Source organism: Allobosea sp. FG18 (genome assembly GCF_057809495.1).
On sequence record NZ_JBMDKB010000004.1, the window covers coordinates 41889 to 62556 of the forward strand.

Consider the following 20668-nt stretch of genomic DNA (forward strand, 5'->3'; position numbering starts at 1 on the left):
GGGGCGCGCCGCAGGCGCGAACCCGGAACCCACGACTGGGCGGAACATCAAGTGTTCGGTTGCGAGTGGCCCACCCGGTCGCGGATTCCGGGCTCTTCGCTGCGCGAAGCCCCGGAATGACAAAGGGCTGACCAGAATCATCCGGCAACCGTCCACAGACCCTGGCTGTCCCAAAGAAAAAGGCCGGCCCCGCGAGGGACCGGCCTTTTCTGTTTCAGGCGGTCGCGCCGTCGCTCAGGGCTTCGGCGGGGTCGCGGGCGCGGCGCCCGGAGCCGGAGCGGCAGCGCCGCCGGCGCCGAGGCGCTGGCGCAGCTCTTCCTGGCGCTTGGCGAGCTCGTCCTGGAGCTGCTTCTGCTGGTCCTCGAGCACCTTCGGATCGATCGCGGCGCCGTCGAAGCCCTTGGCGAAATCGGCCAGCGGGATGGTGAAGGTCAGCTCGCGGGCGCCCTGGTTCTGGACGCTGACGTTCAGGTTGGTGCCCTTCCGCATCGCATTGATGAAGTCGTCCTTGACCTGCGCCTCGGCGAAGCAGCCGTTCGGGAAGCAGATGGCATAGCGGCCGCCGGTCGGCTGCGCATTATCGACGCCGAAGCGGATGCCGGGCTGCAGAAGCAGGCCGAGCGGCATCAGGAAGCGCACGATCTTGTTGGCGTCGCCCTTGACGTCATAGACCGCGACGGCGAGCACCGGCTGGCCCTGGTCCGAGACGAAGTCACGGGTGGTGTAGCAGATTTCCTTGTTGGCGCCCTGGTCCTTGCCGCAGACCTTGGTCCAGCTCGTCTGCGAAGGCTCGGGCTTGACCTGGACGACGGTCGGGCCGGCGGCTGCGCCGGGCTGGGCGGGAGCGGCAGGCTGCTGGGCCGGCGCAGCCGGGCGGGTCGGCGTCGCCGGGCGCTGCGCCGGAGCCTGGGCGAAGCCCGCGACGGGCGCAAAGCCGATGGCCGTGCTGAGCACGAGGCCAAGCGCACGAGATGACAGGCGATACGAAGCGGACATTCTTGTCTTTCCTTACCAAGCGAATTCGGGATCACGACTTCGCAAGCCGCGCGCGTCACCGCTGATGGCCCAATCGCATGGGGCGCAGGCCATCGCAAGCCGTGCACATCAAGGCTGATTGAGGCGTTTGAATGACACCTTGCCCTCGCCTTTAGCGAGTTCGCCCCGAGGATTCCAGCCCGAATAGCTGCGTGACCCTGCTGCTCCCATGCTATTCTTGCGCAGGGAATCAGGTCGCGTGATGGAATTTCTTCAATTGCCCCAGGCGGTGAGCCGCCGCGGGGTTACTCTTCTACTGGCTTTGGCCCCGTTCGCCGTCCTGGCGCGCGGCCGCGAGGCGTTGGCCGATTCGGGCCCGCTGCGGCATGCCATCGCGATGCATGGCCAGCCGGCCCTGCCGCCCGGCTTCGCGCATCTGCCCTATGCCGACCCCAAGGCGCCCAAGGGCGGGCGCATCGTCATGGGCATCCAGGGCACCTTCGACAGCCTCAATCCCCTCGTCGTGCTCGGCGTCGCGCCCGATGCCGTGCCCAAATATGTCCAGCAGAGCCTGCTCTACCGCTCGGCGGACGAGCCTTTCACGGCCTATGGCCTGCTCGCCTCCGGCGTTTCGCTCGATGCCGACCGCAAGCAGCTCGCCTTCGAGATCGACGAGCGCGCGCGCTTTTCGGACGGCAGGCCGGTCACGGCCGAGGACGTGATCTTCACCTTCGAGATGCTGAAGGCGAAGGGCAAGCCGTTCCATCGCTCCAGCCTCGGCCGCGTGACCAGGGTCGCGGCGCCCTCGCCCCGGCGCGTCGAATTCGCGCTCGGCGACGGCTCCAATCGCGAATTGCCACTGGTGATCGGCGCGATGCCGATCTTCGCGAAGCACGCGACCAATGCCGAGACTTTCGGGGAAACCAGCTTCAAGCCGGCGCTCGGCTCCGGCCCCTATGCCGTCGAGGAGGTCCGTCCCGGCGAATCGCTCGTGCTGCGGCGGCGCAAGGATTTCTGGGCCGAGGATCATCCGCTCACGCGCGGGCTCTATAATGCCGACGAGATCCGCTACGATTTCTACCGGGACTCGAACGCGCTGTTCGAGGCGTTCAAGGCCGGGCTCTACGATGTCCGCATCGAGGGCGATCCGACGCGTTGGATGACCGGCTACGACGTGCCGGCCGTGCATGACGGGCGCATCCGGCAGGAAACCCTGCATTTCGACACGCCCAAGGGCATGACCGGTCTCGTCTTCAACACGCGCCGGCCGGTCTTCGCCGATGTCAGGGTGCGCGAGGCGCTGGGCCTGCTGTTCGACTTCGAATGGGTCAACCGCAACCTGTTCCATGGCGTCTATCGCCGGGCCGGCAGCTTCTTCTCCGATTCGGACCTCTCGGCGCTCGGCGTTGCCGCCGATGGCCAGGAGAAGGCGCTGCTCGCCGCTTTTCCGGGCGCCGTGCGCGAGGACATCCTCGCCGGAAGCTGGCGCCCCTCGGAGACCGACGGCTCCGGCCGCGACCGCGAGCAGGCGCGCAAGGCGCTCGGCCTGCTCAAGGCCGCCGGCTACGCGCTCCAGGACGGCGTGCTGCGCAACGGCAGGGCTGAGCCCTTCGCCTTCGAGATCACCGTCACCAGCAGGCCGCAGGAGCGGCTTGCGCTCAACTATGCGCAATCGCTTGCCCGGCTCGGCATCGCGGTCTCCGTGCGACTGATCGACGACGTGCAGTATTGGCGGCGCCTGTCGGCCTACGATTTCGACATGATCCAGTGGACCTGGCCGGCCTCGGCCTCGCCGGGCAACGAGCAGATCGGGCGCTGGGGCTCGGCCAATGCCGCCCGCAACGGCTCGCTGAACTATGCCGGCGTGAAATCGCCCGCCGTGGACGTCGTGCTGCAGGCCCTGCTCGGCGCCCGCGAGCGCGAGGATTTCGTCGCAGCGGTGCGGGCGCTCGACCGCTTGCTGATCTCCGGCTTCTACGTCGTGCCGCTCTATTACCTGCCCGACACCTGGATCGCCTTCGCGCGTGGCGTCGTGCTGGCGGGGCGGCAGCCGGCCTATTTCCTCTCCAACGAGCTGCTGGCCCGCCTCCCGGCGGCAGCCCCGGCGAACTAGGACGTGCCGATGCGGGCGGAACAGGACGAAGCCTCAGCCTTGCTCGACGGTCTCGATCTCGACACCCTGCTCGCAGCCCTGACCCGCAATCGCGGCTACGACGCGGCTTTGCGCGATCCGCCAGGCCGGCGCGGCTGGAGCGACGTCACGCCGGGCTCGGTCAATTTCCTCGACCTAGACGAACGCATCGACCGGCTGGCGCGCCTGCTCGCCATCAACAAGGGCACGCCGGGCGCAAGTGTCGCGATCCTGGCGCCGCTGGGGCCGGAGGCGATAGTCTCGATCCTGGCGAGCCTGCGTGCGGGCCTGTCGCCCCTGATGCTGCCCTTGCACGGCAACGAGCTCGAACTGCTCAAGCTGATCGAGGCTTCCGGCGCGGTGATGGCGCTCGGCGTCAGCCGGGTCGGGCCGCTGCGGCCTTTGCTCATGCTGCGCAATCTCGCCATGCGGGCCTTCGGGACACGCTTCGTCGGCGGCTTCGGTCCGGACGTGCCGGACGGCGTCGCTCCGCTCGACATGCTGATGGCCAGCCCGACGCTGCATCCGCTGCCGCAGCTTACCGACCGGCCGGTGCTGCAGATCGCCGACGGCGTGTCGCTGCAGGGGCCAATCGTGTTGCCGGAGCGGGAATTGCTCGGCAAGGCGCTCGAGATCTCGCGTGTACTGAAGCCGACTGTCTCGTCGCGGATCGTGACGACGCTGGTCGGCGGCGACCTTGCCGCGCTGGCAAGCGGACCGGGCGTGGCGATGCTCAGCGGACTCGAACTCCTGCCGCTCGGCCTGTTCAGCCTCGGCGACCTACAAGCCTGTCTCGAAGGCGGGCGCAGCGTCCATCTGGTGCTGCCCGGCGCCATGGAGCCGGCGCTGGCGCATTCTCGGCTCGCCGGGCATCCGGCGCTGGCGAGCCTCGTCTTCGTCCACCGGGCCAATGAGCCACGCGGCCTTCCGGCGATCGACCGGCCAGATGTGGCGATCGTCGATATCGAGGCCCATTCGGCCGGGGACGTCACGGTGAGCAAGCGGCAGGGATCTTCGGTCGCCTGACGCCCCTTAGGGCTATTGCTTCCGCACCAAGCGCGCGATCGCGGCCTTCGGCAATGCCGGCTGCCAGTACGACAACGTCGAGGACCTGCCGCTCTCGGCCAATGACCACCGGGCGATCGCCGACATCCTCCGGCAGGAGCGCGCCTTGCGCTGCCCGCGCTGAAACCGATTGCCTGTGGAAGGCAGGGCTGCCCTGCGTCCAGCGAAGGGAAGGCCGTGCTAGAAGCGCCGGCCGCAAGTCCGCGCCCGACCCAACCCGACGATTCATCGCCCGCATGACCACCGCAATCGAGATGGGAACGACAAGGACCGGCGAGCCCGGTCTGATCGATCTCGCCGAATTGCTGGCGACGCGCCTGCTGGTGCAGGGCAATTCCGGCTCGGGCAAGTCGCATCTGCTACGCCGCTTGCTGGAGCAGAGCGCGCCATTGGTGCAGCAGGCAATCATCGATCCCGAGGGCGATTTCGTCTCGCTCGCCGACCAGTTCGGCCATGTCGTGGTCGATGCCGAATGCGGCGAGGCCGAACTGCAGCGCGTGGCGCTGCGCGTGCGCCAACACCGCGTCTCGGTGGTGCTGAATCTCGAGAATCTCGAAGCCGACGAGCAGTTGCGCGCCACCGCCGCCTTCCTCGGCGGGCTCTTCGATGTCGACCGCTCGCTCTGGTTTCCGATGCTGATCGTGGTCGACGAAGCCCAGCTCTTCGCCCCCGTCATGGCGGGCGAGGCCTCGGACGAGGCGCGCCGCCTCTCGCTCGGCGCCATGACCAACCTGATGTGCCGCGGTCGCAAACGCGGGCTGGCCGGCGTGATCGCGACGCAGCGCCTCGCCAAGCTCGCCAAGAACGTCGCGGCAGAAGCCTCGAACTTCCTGATGGGCCGCACCTTCCTCGATATCGACATGCAGCGCGCCGCCGACCTGCTCGGCATGGACCGCCGCCAGGCCGAGATGTTCCGCGACCTTGAACGCGGCCAGTTCGTCGCGCTCGGCCCTGCCCTGTCGAAGCGCCCGCTGCCGATCCGGATCGGCACAGTCTCCTCGGTTGATCGCGGCAGCGCGCCGGGATTGATGCCGCTCCCGGAGCAGGCACCGGAGGACGCCGGCAAGCTGATCTTCACGCGCGGCGAGGACGAGCCGCTTCCGCTGGCCCGCCCTGCCCGCCCCGCGCCGCGCCCGCGGCCCGATCCGACCGAGGTGCTGCGCCGGATCGAGAATTATCGCCCTGCCCCGCAGCCGGAACCCGAGCCCGAGATCGAGCTGGAGCCGGAAGAGCGCGAGGCGATCATGGTCGAGATCCTGCGCGAGTTGATGGGCGATCCCGAAGCGCGCTCGCGGCAGGTCGCCGTGCTCTATCAGGATTTCACCGTGCGCTGCCGGATGCGCCGGCTCGGCCGCACGCATCTGAGCCTGGAGGAGTTCCGCCGCCGGCTTGCGGTGGCGCGCGCCGGCGTCAGCGACAGCATCGCGACGAGCGAAGGCTGGCAGACCGCCGTCGCGTCATCAGGCACCTTGCCGGAAGACCTGCAAGGGCTGTTCCTCTACATCGCCCGCACCGCGATCGAAGGCCGCCCCTGCCCCAGCGATGCCGAGCTCGCGGAGGTCTATGGCAGCGCTTCGCCGAGCCGCGCGCGGCGCGTGCTCAGCTATATCGAGGAGCGCGGGCTGATCGTCTGCCATGTCGATTTCCGCGGCCAGCGCACACTGGCGCTGCCGGCGCTCGGCGTCGAGACCGCGCCGGGACTGGCCCAGCCGCGCACGGCCGGCATGCCGCGCAGCGTGCGGGGGTGAGACGTATCCACCGTCATTGCGAGCGTAGCGAAGCAATCCAGGGGGACTGGGCTGGAGCGTTCGACCCGGTCCCCCTGGATTGCTTCGTCGCTTCGCTCCTCGCAATGACGTATCAGCGCTTCCGCGGGGTCCTTCTCCCCCGCGAAACTTGACCAGCCCGCCTCAGAGCGTGCATGACCTCAACCCGCATTCACGGGTTCGGCCATGCGCGTTCTGTTGATCGACAACTACGACAGCTTCACCTGGAACCTGGTCCATCTCATCGGTGGGCTGGGAGCCGAGGTCGATGTCTGGCGTAACGACGCGCTCACCGCCGAGGAAGCGCTTGCCGGCGATCACGACGCGATCGTGCTCTCGCCCGGCCCCTGTACGCCCAACGAGGCCGGAATCTGTCTGGACGTCATCCGCGAAGGCGCGGGCAAGAAGCCGATCTTCGGCGTCTGCCTCGGCCTGCAGGCGATGGGCCAGGCCTTCGGCGGCCATGTCGTGCGCGCGCCGCTGCCGATGCATGGCAAGGTCTCGTCGATCCGCCACCGGGCGCGCGGCCTGTTCCGCGGCATCAACGGCCCGCTGCAGGCGACGCGCTATCACTCGCTCGTGGTCGAGCGCGCCTCCTGCCCGGATGTCTTCGAGATCGAGGCGGAGAGCGATGACGGCCTGATCATGGCGCTCTCGCACCGGGAGCTGCCGGTCCACGGCGTCCAGTTCCATCCGGAGAGCATCGCCTCCGAGCATGGCGCGACGATCCTGCGGAATTTCCTCGATCTCGCGGAGCGATGGCAGAGCGAACGCGAAGCCTCCGCCCTGACCCTTTCAGCCTGATTCCGCAGAGTTCCCATGGACGATTTCAAACCCTTCATCGCCAAGGTCGCGACCGGCGCGACGCTCTCCCGCGAGGAAGCGCGCGACGCCTTCGACACCATCCTCTCGGGCGAAGTGACGAACGCCCAATCAGCCGCCTTCCTGATGGCGCTGCGCGTGCGCGGCGAGACGATCGACGAGATCGCCGGTGCCGTCGGCGCCATGCGCGGCAAGATGCTGCCGGTGAAGGCGCCGCCCGAGGCGATCGACATCGTCGGCACCGGCGGCGATTCCTCCGGCTCCTACAATGTCTCGACGCTGGCCTCGATCATCACCGCCGCCTGCGGCGTGCCGGTCGCCAAGCATGGCAACCGCGCGGCCTCCTCGCGCTCCGGCGCGGCGGACGTGCTGACCGCGCTCGGCGTCAAGGTCGGGCTCGATCCGGCCGCGACCGAGCATTGCATCCGCGAGGCCGGCGTCGGCTTCATGTTCGCGCCGACGCATCACGCCTCGATGCGCCATGTCGCGCCGGTGCGCACCGAGCTCGGCACGCGCACGATCTTCAACCTGCTCGGCCCGCTCTCCAACCCGGCCGGCGTCAAGCGCCAGCTCATCGGCGCCTTCTCCGAGACCTGGCTGGAGCCAATGGTCAAGGTGCTCGCTTCCCTGGGGTCGACCCGCGTCTGGGCCGTGCACGGCTCGGACGGGCTCGACGAGATCACCACGACGGGGCCGACCCGTGTCGTCTCGCTGGAGAACGGCAAGATCGAGAGTTTTTCGATCAGCCCGGCCGATGTCGGCCTTGAGCCCGCCAAGCCCGAAGTTCTGCGCGGCGGCACGCCGGAGGAGAATGCGGCGGCGCTCAACGCCGTGCTCGCAGGCGACAAGACCGGCTTCCGCGATATCGCCGCTTTCAATGCGGCAGCGGCGCTGCTCGTCGCCGGCAAGGCGACGGACCTGAAGGACGGCTTCGCCCAGGCGACGGCCGCGCTCGATTCCGGCAAGGCCAAGGCGACGCTCGCCGCGCTCGTCAAAGCCTCGAACGCGTGAGGCCGGCATGACCGATATCCTCGCGAAGATCGAAGCCTATAAGCGCCAGGAGATCGCGGCTGCGAAAGCCGCCGTCCCGCAGGCCGAAATCGAACGCCGGGCGCGCGCCGCCTCCAAGCCGCGCGGCTTCGCCGATGCGCTGGCAGGCAAGCTCGCACTGGGGACGCCCGCGCTGATCGCCGAAATCAAGAAGGCGAGCCCGTCCAAGGGCCTGATCCGGGCCGATTTCGACCCGCCTTCGCTCGCCCGCGCCTATGCGGCCGGCGGCGCGGCCTGCCTCTCCGTCCTGACCGACGCGCCATCCTTCCAGGGCCAGCCGGAATTCCTGACCGCGGCGCGCGAGGCCGCCGGCCTGCCGGCCTTGCGCAAGGATTTCCTCTACGAGCCCTATCAGGTCTACGAGGCCCGCGCCTGGGGCGCCGACTGCATCCTGATCATCATGGCCAGTGTCGACGACGCTACCGCGAGCGCCCTGAACGAGACCGCGCGCGAGCTCGGCATGGACGTCCTCGTCGAGGTCCATGACGATGCCGAGCTCGACCGGGCGCTCAAGCTCGAAAGCCGGATGCTCGGCATCAACAACCGCGATCTGCGCAGCTTCAATGTCGATCTCGCCGTGACCGAGCGGCTGGCGCCGCGCGTGCCGGCCGACCGTATCGTCATCAGCGAGAGCGGCATCTTCACGCATGCCGACATTGCCCGGCTCAACCGGATCGGCGTCAACAGCTTCCTCGTCGGCGAAAGCCTGATGCGACAGGCCGACGTCACCGCCGCAACGCAGGCGCTGCTGACCGGCAAGGCCGTCGCGGCGTGAGCCGGCTCAGCCATCTCGACGCGCAAGGCCAGGCGCATATGGTCGATGTCGGCGGCAAGGCCGAGACGACCCGCATGGCGATCGCCGAAGGCCAGGTCGTCATGGCGCCGGAGACGATCGCGATCGTGCGCGACGGCAACGCCAAGAAGGGCGACGTGCTCGGCACCGCACGCCTCGCCGGCATCATGGCGGCGAAGCGCACGCATGAACTGATCCCGCTCTGCCACCCGCTGCTGCTCAGCAAGATCGCCGTCGACCTCGCGATCGACGAGGCCCTGCCGGGCGTGCGCGTGCGCGCCGAGGTCAAGATGAAGGGCCAGACCGGCGTCGAGATGGAGGCGCTGACCGCCGTCTCCGTCGCCTGTCTTACCGTCTACGACATGGTCAAGGCCGTCGACCGGGCGATGCGGATCGAGAACATCCGGCTGCTGCACAAGTCTGGCGGCCAGTCGGGCGATTACGAGGCGAATGCTAGCTGATGGCGCTCACTCCGGTCCCCGTCGCGCGCAAGGCGCTGCTCGACAGCATTCCGGAGCCGACGGGAGCGGAAACCCTGCCATTGGCGCAATGCGCCTGGCGGGTGCTCGCCGGCGAGGTCAAGGCGCTCAGGACCCAGCCGCCCTTCGCCAATTCGGCCATGGACGGCTATGCCGTGCGTGGCGACGAGATGGCGGAAGGCGTCTCGCTCTCGGTGATCGGCGAATCCGCCGCCGGCCGGGCCTATGAGGGAGCGGTCGGCCCGGGACAAGCCGTGCGCATCTTCACGGGCGCGCCGATGCCTGACGGCGCCGACACGATCCTGATGCAGGAAGATGCCGATGGCGTCGACAGCCCTGTCATTCGCGTCCGCGTGCCGCCTGCCAAGGGCAAATTCCTGCGCGCGGCGGGGCTCGACTTCCACGAGGGCGACGTTTTGCTGTCGGCCGGTCGCGTGCTCGACAGTGCGGCACTCGGCCTCGCCGCCGCGATGGGGCATCCGACTTTGCCGGTCCGGCGGAAGCCGCGCGTCGCGATTCTCGCCACGGGCGACGAGTTGGTGGCGCCGGGCGAGCCGGTCGGCCGCGACCAGATCGTCGCCTCGAACTCGTTTTCGCTCGCCGCTCTCGTCGAGAAGGCCGGCGGCACCGTGCTCGACCTTGGCATCGCCCGCGACGACCATGCCGATCTCGCCGCGAAGATCGCAAGGGCGCGCGCAGCCGATGCCGATGTGCTGATCACGCTCGGCGGCGCCTCGGTCGGCGCGCACGATCTCGTGCAGGAAGCGCTGACGCGGGCCGGCATGACGCTCGGATTCTGGAAGATCGCGATGCGGCCGGGCAAGCCGATGATGACCGGGCGGCTCGGCCGGATGGTCGTGGTCGGGCTGCCGGGCAATCCGGTCTCCTCGATCGTTTGCGGCCATCTCTTCGTGCTGCCCTTGATCGAGGCGCTGCTCGGCATTGCCGATGCCGATCGCGACCGCAGCATTCCCGCCATCCTCGGCCGCGACATGCCCGGCAATGACGAGCGCGAGGACTATCTGCGCTCGGAGCTCACGCTGACGCCGGAAGGCTGGGTCGCGACGCCCTTCGACCGGCAGGATTCCTCGATGCTTGGTACGCTCGCGCGGGCGCAGGCCCTGACGATTCGGCCTGCCCATGCCGCTGCCGCGAAGAAGGGCGATTCCTGCCGTATCCTGCCGTTGCGGTAGAGCGCGCGCTCTTTATTGCCCCCGCGACGTCATTCCGGGCAAGCGAAGCGCAGACCCGGAATCCATCGTAGAACGCCGCGCTCCATGATGGATTCCGGATCGGCGCCGCTGACGCGGCTTGTCCGGAATGACGGCGCGTTTTCCATACGGCTATCTCACGCTTCCGCGAAGGCATAGCAGCTTGCGGAACACAAGCAGAACGCGTATGGTGTTCGTGCTTTGTTTCGAATCTGCGCTTTGAGGGGCTGGCGGCGACCATGCTGACACGCAAGCAACACGAACTCCTGCGCTTCATCCAGGAACGCTTGCGCGAAAGTGGCGTGCCGCCCTCCTTCGACGAAATGAAGGACGCGCTCGACCTGCGCTCGAAATCCGGCATCCATCGTCTCATCATGGCGCTGGAGGAGCGCGGCTTCATCCGCCGCCTGCCAAATCGGGCCCGCGCGCTCGAAGTCATCAAGATGCCGGACGGGTTCGGCGCCCCGCAGCCGCGACCCCGCTTCAGCCCGGCCGTCGTGCAGGGCGGTCTCGGCGCCCAGCCGAGCGTCGCCAAGCCCCGGCCAGCAGCGGTCGAGGACGACAGCCGGCATTCCATCGCCATTCCCGTCATGGGCCGCATCGCAGCGGGCACCCCGATCTCGGCGATCCAGAGCCGCAGTCACACCGTCTCGCTGCCGCCGGACATGCTCGGCTCCGGCGAGCATTACGCGCTCGAAGTGCGTGGCGACTCGATGGTGGAAGCCGGCATTCTCGACGGCGATACCGTCGTCATCCGCAAGCAGGACACCGCCAATACCGGCGATATCGTCGTCGCGCTGATCGACGACGAGGAGGCGACGCTGAAGCGCCTGCGCAAGCGTGGCTCCTCGATCGCGCTCGAAGCGGCGAATCCGGCCTATGAGACCCGCGTGCTCGGCCCCGACCGGGTCAAGATCCAGGGCCGCCTCGTCAATCTGATGCGACGCTACTGAAGGCGCTCGACATCGGCGTCGACCTCACTGTCGGAGGCTGATGCAGGCTGCACCGTTGCGGGCTGACCAACCGGCCGGGTTGCCACCTCTGCAGGGCGAGGCTCGCGCCGGCGGGTCCATGGACGGTCGGCTGCGGTCGGCTCCGAGGTTCGGCTGTTCCACCCGGTCGCCGTCCGGTAGAGCGAGGTCGCGCCGTCGCGTGATAGCGCCATCCGCTCGACCAGTCTGGCCTTGCAGGCCCCGCTCCAGGGAATGGCGGTGACGACGAGATCGGCGCGCAGGCAATCCTCGATGATCGCGAGACGCTCGCGCGTGTACGAGATCGTGCGCTTGTCGGTCGTCTGCGCGACGCAAGCCAGCCGGTCGCAGGTGACGCCGGTGCGCAATGTCGGATCATCCGGCGAGCGGCTGTCGCCATCAGCAGCGAGCCATTGCTGCAGGACGAAGCGACTGGGCTTGCCGGCGATGGCGAGGCGTCCATCGGGACCGCGCACGGCAAGCCCGGAACCGTCGCGCTCGATCAGGATCTCCGGCCGCTCCGGCTTGCCGGCAATGGCGACCCCGAGGATGAGCGGCACGGCCGCCAGCCAGCGCCAGGCCGTGGTCCAGAGCGTCAGCCAGAGTAAAGCCATCGCGAAACAGGCCAGCACGACCGGGCCGAAGGCTGCGACCGTCACGGTGGAATGGTCGATGGTCGCGACCCAGTGCGCGACCTTAAGCACGACATCGGAGGCAAGCCCCATCAAGGCCCAGGCCGGCCAGTCCAGCCCGAACGGATAGGCTAGCACGCCGAACACCGCTGCCGGCATGACGAAAAGCGAGACGAAGGGCAGCGCCATGGCGTTGCCGAGCAGCCCAAACGGGTTGAAGGTCTGGAAGTGATAGGCGCCGAAGGGGGCGGTCGCGGCGGTCGCCAGCATGGTGGTGACGAGGATGCCGAGCGCCGCCGTCCAGATTGGCCCGAGCGGCCAAGGCAATGCCGACGGCGGCTCGCTGCGATCTCTCCGCTCCCAGCGCTCGGCGAAGGCGATCAGCGCCGCGACCGCGCCGAAGGACATCTGGAAGCTCGGCCCGAGCAGCGCTTCCGGCTCGCGCAGCAGCACGATCATGGCGGCGAGCGCGAGGTTGCGCATGCTGAGCGCCGCGCGATCGACCAGGATCGCGCCGAGCATGACCAGCGTCATGATCAGCGAGCGTTCGGTCGCGACATCGCTGCCCGAGAAGATGCAATAGGCGGTCGCGCCCAGCATGGCCGCCACAGCGGCGAGTTTCTTGACCGGCCAGTGCAGCGCCACCGTCTGCGACAGGGCCAGCAGCGCGCGCACCAGCCAGAAGATCGTGCCGGCGGCGAGCACCATGTGCAGGCCGGAGATCGAGACGATGTGATAGATACCGGCGGCACGCAGGTCGTTATTGGTGGCCTCGGTGATCAGGCCGCGCTTGCCGGTGACGAGCGCGGCGGCAACCGCCCCGCCCTGCCCGCCCCCGACCTCGGCGATGCGTTTGGTCAGGGCATTGCGGGCGCGGTCGATCGTCACGTCGAGCGCGAGGCGCGCCGGCAGCGGATATGGCGGTGCTGCCAGCGCGATCTTGCCGGAGATGCTGCCGACGGCGCCGATCCCGCGAAAGAAGGCGTCGCGGCCGAAATCGTAGCCGCCGGCTCGCGCCGGTCCCGGAGGTGGCAGCAGGCGCGCGGTTGCGACGATGTGGTCCCCCGGTGCGACGGAGCCCTGCCGGATATTGACGCGGACCCGCTTCGGCCGCTGGTCCACCGGCACATTGGCGAGATCGGTCACCAGTATGACGAGCCGCGCGCCGCTGTCGCGCGCCTCGACGCTCTCGACGAAGCCGGTCAATTCGCCGATGCGCGGCCGCTCCAGCATCGGCGCCTTGATATCGTCCGTGCGCCAGACGCCGGCAACGAAGCCCAGAAAGGCCGCCGCCGCCGCGAGGCAGGTCATCGACGCGAGAGGGCGCCTCCGCAGGGCGAAGGCCGCCGCGCTGCTCAAGCCTAAGCCGAGCAGCGGCGCCCATAATGCCGGCTCACGATCGGCAGCGAAATAGAGCAGGATGCCGGCGCCCATCGCGATCGGCAGCCATAGGAAGGGCCGGCGCCTCTCGACCTCCAGCGCGAAACCCCGCGAGAGATGGAGCCAAAGCTGCCACAGCAACGGGCGAAGATTGGCCGCCAGCGGGGCCATGGCACCGAGCCGTGCCGGCAAGGCATCGGCGCGCGCGCCGCGCCGGCCCTGTGCCTGCCCCTGCCCCGGCGGTGCCGGCTGCATCGCCCGCTCTCCCCCGCCGGCGCTGCGATTTGACCGCTTAGCGTTTCCGGCAAAGCCATGTTACAGGGCGCGCGCCGGTTGTCATGTCACGATCCGGCCCCTTCCCCTGTCTTGCCCCGGACGGCCCTGGCCGCCCGGCCGGAGTTCCCTCCCATGAGCAACGCCGTCGTCACGCGCTTTGCGCCCTCGCCCACCGGATTCCTGCATATCGGCGGAGCCCGAACCGCGCTGTTCAACTGGCTCTATGCCCGCCGGCAAGGCGGCAAGATGCTGCTGCGCATCGAGGATACCGACCGGGAACGCTCGACCGATGCCGCCATCGCCGCGATTCTCGACGGGCTGGAATGGCTCGGGCTCGACTGGGACGGCCAGACCGTCTACCAGTTCCAGCGCGCCGCCCGGCATCGCGAAGTCGCCGAGCAGATGCTTGCCGCCGGCAAGGCTTATCATTGCTATGCCACCCCGGCCGAGCTCGAGGAGATGCGCGAGAAGGCGCGCGCCGAGGGCAAGCCGCTGCGCTATGACGGGCGCTGGCGCGACCGCGATCCGTCGACCGCGCCGGAAGGCGCGAAGCCCGTCATCCGCCTCAAGGCGCCGCAGACCGGCGAGACCGTGGTCAATGACGAGGTCCAGGGCCGCGTCGTCTGGCAGAACGAGAATCTCGACGACCTCGTGCTGCTGCGCTCGGACGGCACGCCGACCTATATGCTCGCCGTCGTCGTCGACGACCATGACATGGGCGTGACCCATATCATCCGCGGCGACGACCACCTGACCAATGCCGCCCGCCAGACCCAGATCTACGACGCGCTGGGCTGGGACGTGCCGAGCATGTCGCATATCCCGCTGATCCATGGCGCGGACGGCGCCAAGCTCTCGAAGCGCCACGGCGCGCTCGGCATCGATGCCTATCGCTCGATGGGCTATCTGCCGGCGGCGCTGCGCAACTATCTGGTGCGGCTGGGCTGGAGCCATGGCGATCAGGAGGTGTTCTCCACCCAGGAAATGATCGACGCCTTCAAGCTGTCCTCGATCGGCCGCTCGCCGGCGCGCTTCGACTACGCCAAGCTGGAGAACCTCAACGGCCTCTATATGCGTCAGTCGGATGATGCGGACCTGCTTGCCGCGCTCAAGGTCATCCTGCCGGAGATCGGGCCGGCGCGCGGCCTCGGCGCCACGCTCTCGCCGGAGCTGGAGGCAAAATTCCTCGCCGCCATGCCGGGCCTCAAGGAGCGCGCCAAGACGCTGATCGAACTGCTCGACAGCGCCTTCTATCTCTATGCCCAGCGCCCGCTGCAGCTCGACGACAAGGCCAAGGGCCTGCTCGACGAGGCCGCGCGCCAGCGCCTGCCGAAGATCGCGGAGAAGCTCGCCGCCGTCGACGACTGGTCGCCGGCCCCGCTGGAAGCGGCGGTTCGCGCCTATGTCGAGGAGAGCGGGCTCAAGCTCGGCCAGGCGGCACAGCCGCTGCGCGCCGCGCTGACCGGCCGGGCGATGTCGCCGGGCCTGTTCGACGTCATGGCGGTTCTGGGCCGCGAAGAGACGCTGGCCCGGCTCGCCGATCAGGCCGCGTGAAGCAGGACGAACAGGGCCACCCTGTCATTCCGGGGCTTCGCGTAGCGAAGAACCCGGAATCCACGACCGGGTGAGCCGCCTGCAACCGAACACCTGATGCCTCACCCAGTCGTAGGTTCCGGGTTCGCGCCCGTGGCGCGCCCCGGAATGACAAGTCGGTGGCGCGAGGCCTCCGGGCCCGCCGCTGCGGCGCCTTCAACCACACCAAGCCCAAGAAAATCGCAGGGTCGGAAGCGCCCTTGTCGGCCATCGAGCACCAGCTCGCGCAGATATGAGCGCAGCGCGGTTCCAACCGCCTTTTGGCTCGGTTGAATGCACTGCGCAAATGGTCTAGTGACGCGCAAGTGCATTGCGGTGCGGCAACGCGGGCGTGTACGAATATTGCTTGTAATTCAGTCACATGGACCATCTCTCCCGTTCTCCTTCCGACATCCGGCCGTCACCTCGCGGCCTTCGGATGCGAGATGCCCGGCGCGAAAGCGCGGAGAGGCGAAACCGGGGCGGAACAGCAGCGAGCCTTGAAAGGATCGGTATCGATGAGCGGAAATACCAGCCAGCTCCAGGTCGGCGACAAGACCGTCGACATGGCGATCAAGGAGGGGTCTGTCGGCCCCGCCGTCATCGACATCGCCAAGCTCTACGCCCAGACGGGCATGTTCACCTACGATCCCGGCTTCACCTCGACGGCGAGCTGCGAGTCGCAGATCACCTATATCGACGGCGACAAGGGCGTTCTGCTCTATCGCGGCTATCCGATCGAGCAGCTCGCCGAACATGGCGACTTCCTCGAGACCTGCTACCTGCTGCTCGAGGGCCAGCTGCCGACGGCCGCGCAGAAGGCCGATTTCGATTATCGCATCACGCGCCACACCATGGTGCACGAGCAGATGGCCCGCTTCTTCCAGGGCTTCCGCCGCGACGCCCACCCGATGGCGGTAATGGTCGGCTCGATCGGCGCAATGTCGGCCTTCTATCACGACTCCACCGACATCTCCGACCCGCATCAGCGCATGATCGCCTCGATGCGCATGATCGCGAAGGTGCCGACTCTTGCCGCGATGGCGTTCAAGTACACCGTCGGCCAGCCCTTCGTGTACCCGCTGAATTCGCTGGACTACACCTCGAACTTCCTGCGCATGTGCTTCGCGGTGCCGGCCGAGGAGTACAAGGTCAACCCGGTGCTGTCGCGCGCGCTCGACCGGATCTTCATCCTGCACGCCGACCACGAGCAGAACGCCTCGACCTCGACCGTGCGCCTCGCCGGCTCGTCGGGCGCCAATCCCTTCGCCTGCATCGCGGCCGGCACGGCCTGCCTGTGGGGACCCGCGCATGGCGGCGCCAACGAAGCCGCGCTCAAGATGCTCGAGGAGATCGGCTCGGTCGACAACATCCCGAAATACATCGCCAAGGCGAAGGACAAGAACGATCCGTTCCGCCTGATGGGCTTCGGCCACCGGGTCTACAAGAACTACGACCCGCGCGCCAAGATCATGCAGAAGACCACGCATGAGGTGCTGAACGAGCTCGGGATCAAGGACGACCCGCTGCTCGACGTCGCCGTCGAGCTGGAGCGCATCGCCCTCTCCGACGAGTACTTCATCGAGAAGAAGCTCTACCCGAACATCGACTTCTATTCGGGCATCACCTTGAAGGCGATGGGCTTCCCGACCTCGATGTTCACGGTGCTCTTCGCCGTCGCCCGCACGGTCGGCTGGATCGCGCAGTGGAAGGAAATGATCGAGGATCCGTCCCAGAAGATCGGCCGCCCGCGCCAGCTCTATACCGGCTCGGCCCAGCGCGACTATACCCCGATCGGCCGCCGCTGATCGCTGCGGTATCGACGACCCGGAAAGGCGCGCGGCGAAAGCCCCGCGCCTTTTTCATGGGTTGAAGAGCTTGCGATCGCCGTGGTGGTCGCTGTCCAGGACGCCACCACATTTGTCATTCCGGAGCTTCGCGTGCGCGAAGAACCCGGAACCTACGACTGGGCGAGCGGGCAACAACCGGACACAAAATGTCTCACCCGGTCGTGGGTTCCGGGTTCGCGCCTGCGGCGCGCCCCGGAATGACAAGCGTTTGGTTCGAAGCCGCGGCCATGGGTGACGGGAGCGCTTAGCCGGCCTGCTCCGCCGGCAGGATGGCCAGGGCCGCAGCAACCGCGTTCGCCGCCGGGCTAGGTCCGGCCGAACGCATGATGGTCTCGACCTCGGCGAAACCGTCGAGCTGCTCTTGACGCTTGTCGCCCTCGGCCATCGCGGCAAGCAGGTGGCCGCTCAGAGCGTCGGCGGTCGCCTCTTCCTGGATGAATTCCGGGACGACGCTCCGGCCGAGGATCAGGTTGGGCAGGATCACGCTCGGCAGCTTGATGAGGCGCCGCGCCAGGAAGGCCTCCCAGCCGGCACCGCGATAGGCCGCAACGGTCGGGATCTGCGACAGGGCGAGTTCCAGTGTCACGGTTCCCGAGGCCGCCAGCGCGGCGCGGGCCTCACGGAAGGCCGCAAGCTTGGCCGCCTCGCCCGTGACGATCTCCGGAGCGACCGGCCAGCGCGCCACGGCTTCCGCGATCAGGGGCTGGAGCCGCTGCACCGCCGGCAACACGAAGCGGGCGCCCGGCACCGCTGCCGCAACCTTCGCCACCGCCTCGCCGAAGACCGGCATCAGGTGGTGGATCTCGGAGCGCCGGCTGCCGGGCAGGACGAGCACGACCGGCTGCCCGGCGTTGTCGCGTCGACGCTGCTCCTCCGCATCGGGGCGCATCTCGGCGAGACGTTCCATCAGGGGATGGCCGACATAGACGGTTTCCGGGCCGTGCAGCTGCGCGAGCGCGGCGGGCTCGAAAGGCAGCAGGGCCAGGATGCGGTCGACATGCGGCGCCATCCGCCGTGCCCTGCCGGAGCGCCAGGCCCAGACACTGGGGCAGACCCAGTGCACGATCGGAATGGAAGGCGCCCGCGCCCTCACCTTCTTCGCGACGCGCAGGCAGAAATCCGGGCTGTCGATCGTCAGGAGCAGATCAGGCTGGAACTCCGCGATACCGCGTGCCGCATCCTCCATCCGCCGCAGCAGCAGAGGCAGGCGCGCGATCACCGGGCCGAAGCCCATCACGGCGATATCAGCCTGAGGAAAGAGCGACTTCAGTCCGGCTTCCGGCAAACCGTGATCACCGACGCCACAAAGCTCGATCGGCCGATCGCCCATGCGCTCGCGCAGCGCGACGAGAAAGCGCAGGGCCAGAGCATCGCCCGAGGCCTCGCCGGCGATGATCGCCAGACGGAACGGCCGCATCAGGGAAAGCCCTCGACGAAGAGGCCAAGCTGGTCCGCCTGCCGCCCCAGCGCGGCGCGGTCGCCGACCAGCACCGCGCCGGCCCGGACGCCAATACCGGAGAGCCCGGCTTCGGCGATGTTCCGTAGGGTGTCCGGCCCGATGGCTGGCATGTCGACGCGCAGATCCTGACCGGTCTTCGGCACTTTCACGAGGAAGCCGTCGCCTTTCCCAATCTTGAGGCGCCCGCGTGCGACGAGATCGGCCACGCGCCGGATCATCGCATCGGTGCCTTCGGCGGCCTCGATCGCGACGACACGGTGATCGGCCAAGATCGCGGCCTGACCGACATCGAAAGGCGAGAGCGTCGCCAGCAAGGCGAAGCCACGCTCGAGCTCGGCACGCTGCTCCGGCGAGGCCTGCCGGCTGCCCAGCGCCCCGCGCGGCGCGGTCATCTCTGGCGCGATATCCGCCGGTCCATGGACACGAAAGCCCTGCATCTCGAAGAAACGGACCACGCCGCGCAGCAGATGGTCATCGCCGCCCAGAAAGGCCTTGGCGAAATGGGGCATGTATTTCAGCGTCGAAACCTCTGGGCGCAGGGAGCCGAAGCTCGGCCGTGGCAGAGCCCCGAGCATCACGATGTCGACGATGCCGCGCCGGCGCAGCTCCTCGAGGAGGCTGCCGAGCTGGCCGAGGCGGTATGTCCTGATATCCGCGCCGTCACCGAAAGCGGCGGGATCGGCCGCCCCGTCCAGCGCCGCGATATAGGGGCGCTCGCCCCTGCCCGTCACGATGCGGGCGAGCTGGAGCGGATAGTCGCCGCTCCCCACGATCATCGCGAGCGGGCCGCGCGGCGCGGCTGCATCAGCCGGACGGTCGGTGTTCACCGATCCGCGACGGTGGCGTCCCGCGGCGTGCAGAGCGCCTTGTCGCCGCCTTCCCTGATGAAATTCAGGATCTCATGGACCAGAGGATCATCGCTGAACTCGGCCGCGACATCCTCGACACGCTCGGTCAGAGTTCCCTCGGCCGCGAAAAGCGACCGATAGGCACGGCGCAGCTCGTGGATCTGCTCGCGCGTGAAGCCGCGCCGCTTGAGGCCGATGAGATTCAAGCCGACAAGATGGGCGGGGTTGTCACGAATGGTACCGAACGGAATGACATCGCTCAGCACGCCGGCTCCGCCGCCGATGAAGGCATGGTCGCCGATACGGATGAACTGCTGCAAGCCGGCACCGCCACCGACGATGACGAAGTTGCCGATCGTGACATGGCCGGCGCACATCACATTGTTCGAGAAGATGATGTTGTTGCCGAGGCGGCTGTCATGGCCGACATGCGAATTGGCCAGGAAGAAACAGCGATCACCGACGCTGGTGATCATGCCCCCGCCTTCCGTGCCGGGGTTCATGGTAACCCCCTCGCGGATCTGGCAATCCTCGCCGATCGTCAGTGTCGAGGGCTCGCCACGATACTTCACGTCCTGCGGCGGATGGCCGATCGAGGCAAAGGGGAAGATGCGCGTGCGCGGGCCGATCGTGGTGCGGCCAGCCACGACCGCGTGACTGACGAGCTCGACGCCTTCGCCGAGCACGACGTCCGGACCGACCTGGCAGAACGGCCCGATCGTCACGCCCGCACCGAGCTGGGCCTTCGGATCGACCAGCGACATGGGATGGATGGATACGCTCATCGAGACGCTGCCCTGATCCTGAACCGTCGCAACGCTCAAATGACCATCGCCGAAATCTCGGCTTCGGCCACGAGCACCCCGTCGACGCGCGCCTCGCCGCGATAGAAAAAGATGTTGCGCTTGCGGGCGAGCTTGGTGAGGTGGAAGCGGATCTGGTCGCCCGGCGTGACCGGCTTGCGGAACTTCGCCTTGTCGATCGTGGTGAAAAGAACGGACTTAACCTCCTGCGCGCCGACTTCGCGGGCATTCACGACCAGCACGCCGGCCGTCTGAGCCATCGCCTCGATCATCAGCACGCCCGGAAACACCGGCCGCTCCGGGAAATGGCCGGTGAACTGCGGTTCGTTGACCGTCACGTTCTTGATGCCCACACCGGAGGTATCGCCGTCGATCTCGACGACGCGATCGACCAGCAGAAACGGATAACGGTGGGGGATGCTGGCCATGATCTTCTGGATATCGATTACACCCAGTGAAGTCGTCGCCTCAGTCATGGTCTGTCTTCTCCCGCGTGCCGTCGCCGGGCCGCGCCTTGTCTTCACTTCAGCGACTGGAAGCAGGCAACGCCCCTGCAACCTGCCACGATTTCAAAGCCTGCCGTCG

At 68.0% G+C, this 20668-nt stretch carries 17 protein-coding genes and 1 pseudogene; 12 read left to right on the forward strand and 6 right to left on the reverse strand.

Annotation, left to right across the window (positions count from 1 at the left end; translation table 11 throughout):
- Window positions 1–234: 234 nt before the first annotated feature.
- Entirely contained in the window at window positions 235–996 is a 762-nt protein-coding gene (locus ACODTJ_RS06035; protein ID WP_454657074.1) for an invasion associated locus B family protein, read from the reverse strand.
- Window positions 997–1237: 241 nt separating this feature from the next.
- Between ACODTJ_RS06035 and ACODTJ_RS06040 the strand changes: the two genes are divergently transcribed.
- The 10 genes and pseudogenes from ACODTJ_RS06040 to lexA all read left to right on the forward strand — a co-directional run bounded on the left by ACODTJ_RS06040 (window position 1238) and on the right by lexA (window position 11245).
- Window positions 1238–3088, forward strand: a complete 1851-nt coding sequence (locus tag ACODTJ_RS06040; protein ID WP_454659000.1) for an extracellular solute-binding protein — start codon at window positions 1238–1240, stop codon at window positions 3086–3088.
- Window positions 3089–3097: 9 nt separating this feature from the next.
- Entirely contained in the window at window positions 3098–4132 is a 1035-nt protein-coding gene (locus tag ACODTJ_RS06045; RefSeq protein WP_454657075.1) for an AMP-binding protein, read from the forward strand.
- A gap of 22 nt (window positions 4133–4154) precedes the next feature.
- Window positions 4155–4295 (forward strand): annotated as a pseudogene (locus ACODTJ_RS06050) (YARHG domain-containing protein); the annotation flags it as partial.
- A 112-nt stretch (window positions 4296–4407) separates the two neighbouring features.
- On the forward strand, window positions 4408–5919 hold the full coding sequence (locus ACODTJ_RS06055) for a helicase HerA domain-containing protein (protein WP_454657076.1): 1512 nt from the start codon (window positions 4408–4410) through the stop codon (window positions 5917–5919).
- Window positions 5920–6123: 204 nt separating this feature from the next.
- Window positions 6124–6741: an anthranilate synthase component II gene (locus ACODTJ_RS06060; RefSeq protein ID WP_454657077.1), complete on the forward strand. Its 618-nt coding sequence runs from the start codon at window positions 6124–6126 to the stop codon at window positions 6739–6741.
- 15 nt (window positions 6742–6756) lie between these two features.
- Complete coding sequence (trpD, locus tag ACODTJ_RS06065) at window positions 6757–7770, forward strand: anthranilate phosphoribosyltransferase (protein ID WP_454657078.1); 1014 nt, start codon at window positions 6757–6759, stop codon at window positions 7768–7770.
- A gap of 7 nt (window positions 7771–7777) precedes the next feature.
- Window positions 7778–8584, forward strand: a complete 807-nt coding sequence (gene trpC, locus ACODTJ_RS06070; protein ID WP_454657079.1) for an indole-3-glycerol phosphate synthase TrpC — start codon at window positions 7778–7780, stop codon at window positions 8582–8584.
- On the forward strand, window positions 8581–9063 hold the full coding sequence (gene moaC, locus ACODTJ_RS06075; RefSeq protein WP_454657080.1) for a cyclic pyranopterin monophosphate synthase MoaC: 483 nt from the start codon (window positions 8581–8583) through the stop codon (window positions 9061–9063). Before trpC ends, moaC begins: the two co-directional genes overlap by 4 nt.
- On the forward strand, window positions 9063–10274 hold the full coding sequence (locus ACODTJ_RS06080) for a molybdopterin molybdotransferase MoeA (RefSeq protein WP_454657081.1): 1212 nt from the start codon (window positions 9063–9065) through the stop codon (window positions 10272–10274). Before moaC ends, ACODTJ_RS06080 begins: the two co-directional genes overlap by 1 nt.
- Before the next feature lie 257 nt (window positions 10275–10531).
- Complete coding sequence (gene lexA / locus ACODTJ_RS06085; RefSeq protein WP_454657082.1) at window positions 10532–11245, forward strand: transcriptional repressor LexA; 714 nt, start codon at window positions 10532–10534, stop codon at window positions 11243–11245.
- Here lexA and ACODTJ_RS06090 read toward each other — a convergent pair.
- On the reverse strand, window positions 11239–13530 hold the full coding sequence (locus ACODTJ_RS06090; RefSeq protein WP_488847868.1) for a ComEC/Rec2 family competence protein: 2292 nt from the start codon (window positions 13528–13530) through the stop codon (window positions 11239–11241). The genes lexA and ACODTJ_RS06090 overlap by 7 nt on opposite strands.
- 153 nt (window positions 13531–13683) lie before the next feature.
- Between ACODTJ_RS06090 and gltX the strand changes: the two genes are divergently transcribed.
- Complete coding sequence (gltX, locus tag ACODTJ_RS06095; RefSeq protein ID WP_454657084.1) at window positions 13684–15105, forward strand: glutamate--tRNA ligase; 1422 nt, start codon at window positions 13684–13686, stop codon at window positions 15103–15105.
- A 536-nt stretch (window positions 15106–15641) separates the two neighbouring features.
- Complete coding sequence (gene gltA / locus ACODTJ_RS06100) at window positions 15642–16931, forward strand: citrate synthase (protein WP_454657085.1); 1290 nt, start codon at window positions 15642–15644, stop codon at window positions 16929–16931.
- A gap of 286 nt (window positions 16932–17217) precedes the next feature.
- On the opposite strand, the gene lpxB is transcribed toward gltA, so the two are convergent.
- Genes lpxB through fabZ form a run of 4 tightly spaced genes read right to left on the reverse strand, consistent with a single transcriptional unit; the run spans window position 17218 to window position 20559 of the window.
- On the reverse strand, window positions 17218–18390 hold the full coding sequence (gene lpxB, locus ACODTJ_RS06105) for a lipid-A-disaccharide synthase (protein WP_454657086.1): 1173 nt from the start codon (window positions 18388–18390) through the stop codon (window positions 17218–17220).
- Window positions 18390–19259, reverse strand: coding sequence for an LpxI family protein (locus ACODTJ_RS06110; RefSeq protein WP_454657087.1), 870 nt, complete (start codon window positions 19257–19259; stop codon window positions 18390–18392). Before ACODTJ_RS06110 ends, lpxB begins: the two co-directional genes overlap by 1 nt.
- Window positions 19256–20065, reverse strand: a complete 810-nt coding sequence (lpxA, locus tag ACODTJ_RS06115) for an acyl-ACP--UDP-N-acetylglucosamine O-acyltransferase (RefSeq protein ID WP_454657088.1) — start codon at window positions 20063–20065, stop codon at window positions 19256–19258. The genes ACODTJ_RS06110 and lpxA overlap by 4 nt, the downstream gene beginning before the upstream one ends.
- Window positions 20066–20100: 35 nt before the next feature.
- The gene (gene fabZ / locus ACODTJ_RS06120) at window positions 20101–20559 is read right to left on the reverse strand and encodes a 3-hydroxyacyl-ACP dehydratase FabZ (protein WP_454657089.1); all 459 of its coding nucleotides are present in this window, start codon (window positions 20557–20559) and stop codon (window positions 20101–20103) included.
- Between the last annotated feature and the right edge of the window lie 109 nt (window positions 20560–20668).

What these genes read in the sequence shown, in the direction of transcription:
- ACODTJ_RS06035 (WP_454657074.1), bottom strand. Translation starts at nt 996, where the DNA reads ATGTCCGCTTCGTATCGCCTGTCATCTCGTGCGCTTGGCCTCGTGCTC.
- ACODTJ_RS06080 (WP_454657081.1), top strand. Translation starts at nt 9,063, where the DNA reads ATGGCGCTCACTCCGGTCCCCGTCGCGCGCAAGGCGCTGCTCGACAGC.
- fabZ (WP_454657089.1), bottom strand. Translation starts at nt 20,559, where the DNA reads ATGACTGAGGCGACGACTTCACTGGGTGTAATCGATATCCAGAAGATC.
- gltX (WP_454657084.1), top strand. Translation starts at nt 13,684, where the DNA reads ATGAGCAACGCCGTCGTCACGCGCTTTGCGCCCTCGCCCACCGGATTC.
- ACODTJ_RS06045 (WP_454657075.1), top strand. Translation starts at nt 3,098, where the DNA reads ATGCGGGCGGAACAGGACGAAGCCTCAGCCTTGCTCGACGGTCTCGAT.
- trpD (WP_454657078.1), top strand. Translation starts at nt 6,757, where the DNA reads ATGGACGATTTCAAACCCTTCATCGCCAAGGTCGCGACCGGCGCGACG.
- gltA (WP_454657085.1), top strand. Translation starts at nt 15,642, where the DNA reads ATGAGCGGAAATACCAGCCAGCTCCAGGTCGGCGACAAGACCGTCGAC.
- lpxA (WP_454657088.1), bottom strand. Translation starts at nt 20,065, where the DNA reads ATGAGCGTATCCATCCATCCCATGTCGCTGGTCGATCCGAAGGCCCAG.
- ACODTJ_RS06055 (WP_454657076.1), top strand. Translation starts at nt 4,408, where the DNA reads ATGACCACCGCAATCGAGATGGGAACGACAAGGACCGGCGAGCCCGGT.
- lpxB (WP_454657086.1), bottom strand. Translation starts at nt 18,390, where the DNA reads ATGCGGCCGTTCCGTCTGGCGATCATCGCCGGCGAGGCCTCGGGCGAT.
- ACODTJ_RS06040 (WP_454659000.1), top strand. Translation starts at nt 1,238, where the DNA reads ATGGAATTTCTTCAATTGCCCCAGGCGGTGAGCCGCCGCGGGGTTACT.
- trpC (WP_454657079.1), top strand. Translation starts at nt 7,778, where the DNA reads ATGACCGATATCCTCGCGAAGATCGAAGCCTATAAGCGCCAGGAGATC.
- ACODTJ_RS06090 (WP_488847868.1), bottom strand. Translation starts at nt 13,530, where the DNA reads ATGCAGCCGGCACCGCCGGGGCAGGGGCAGGCACAGGGCCGGCGCGGC.
- ACODTJ_RS06060 (WP_454657077.1), top strand. Translation starts at nt 6,124, where the DNA reads ATGCGCGTTCTGTTGATCGACAACTACGACAGCTTCACCTGGAACCTG.
- lexA (WP_454657082.1), top strand. Translation starts at nt 10,532, where the DNA reads ATGCTGACACGCAAGCAACACGAACTCCTGCGCTTCATCCAGGAACGC.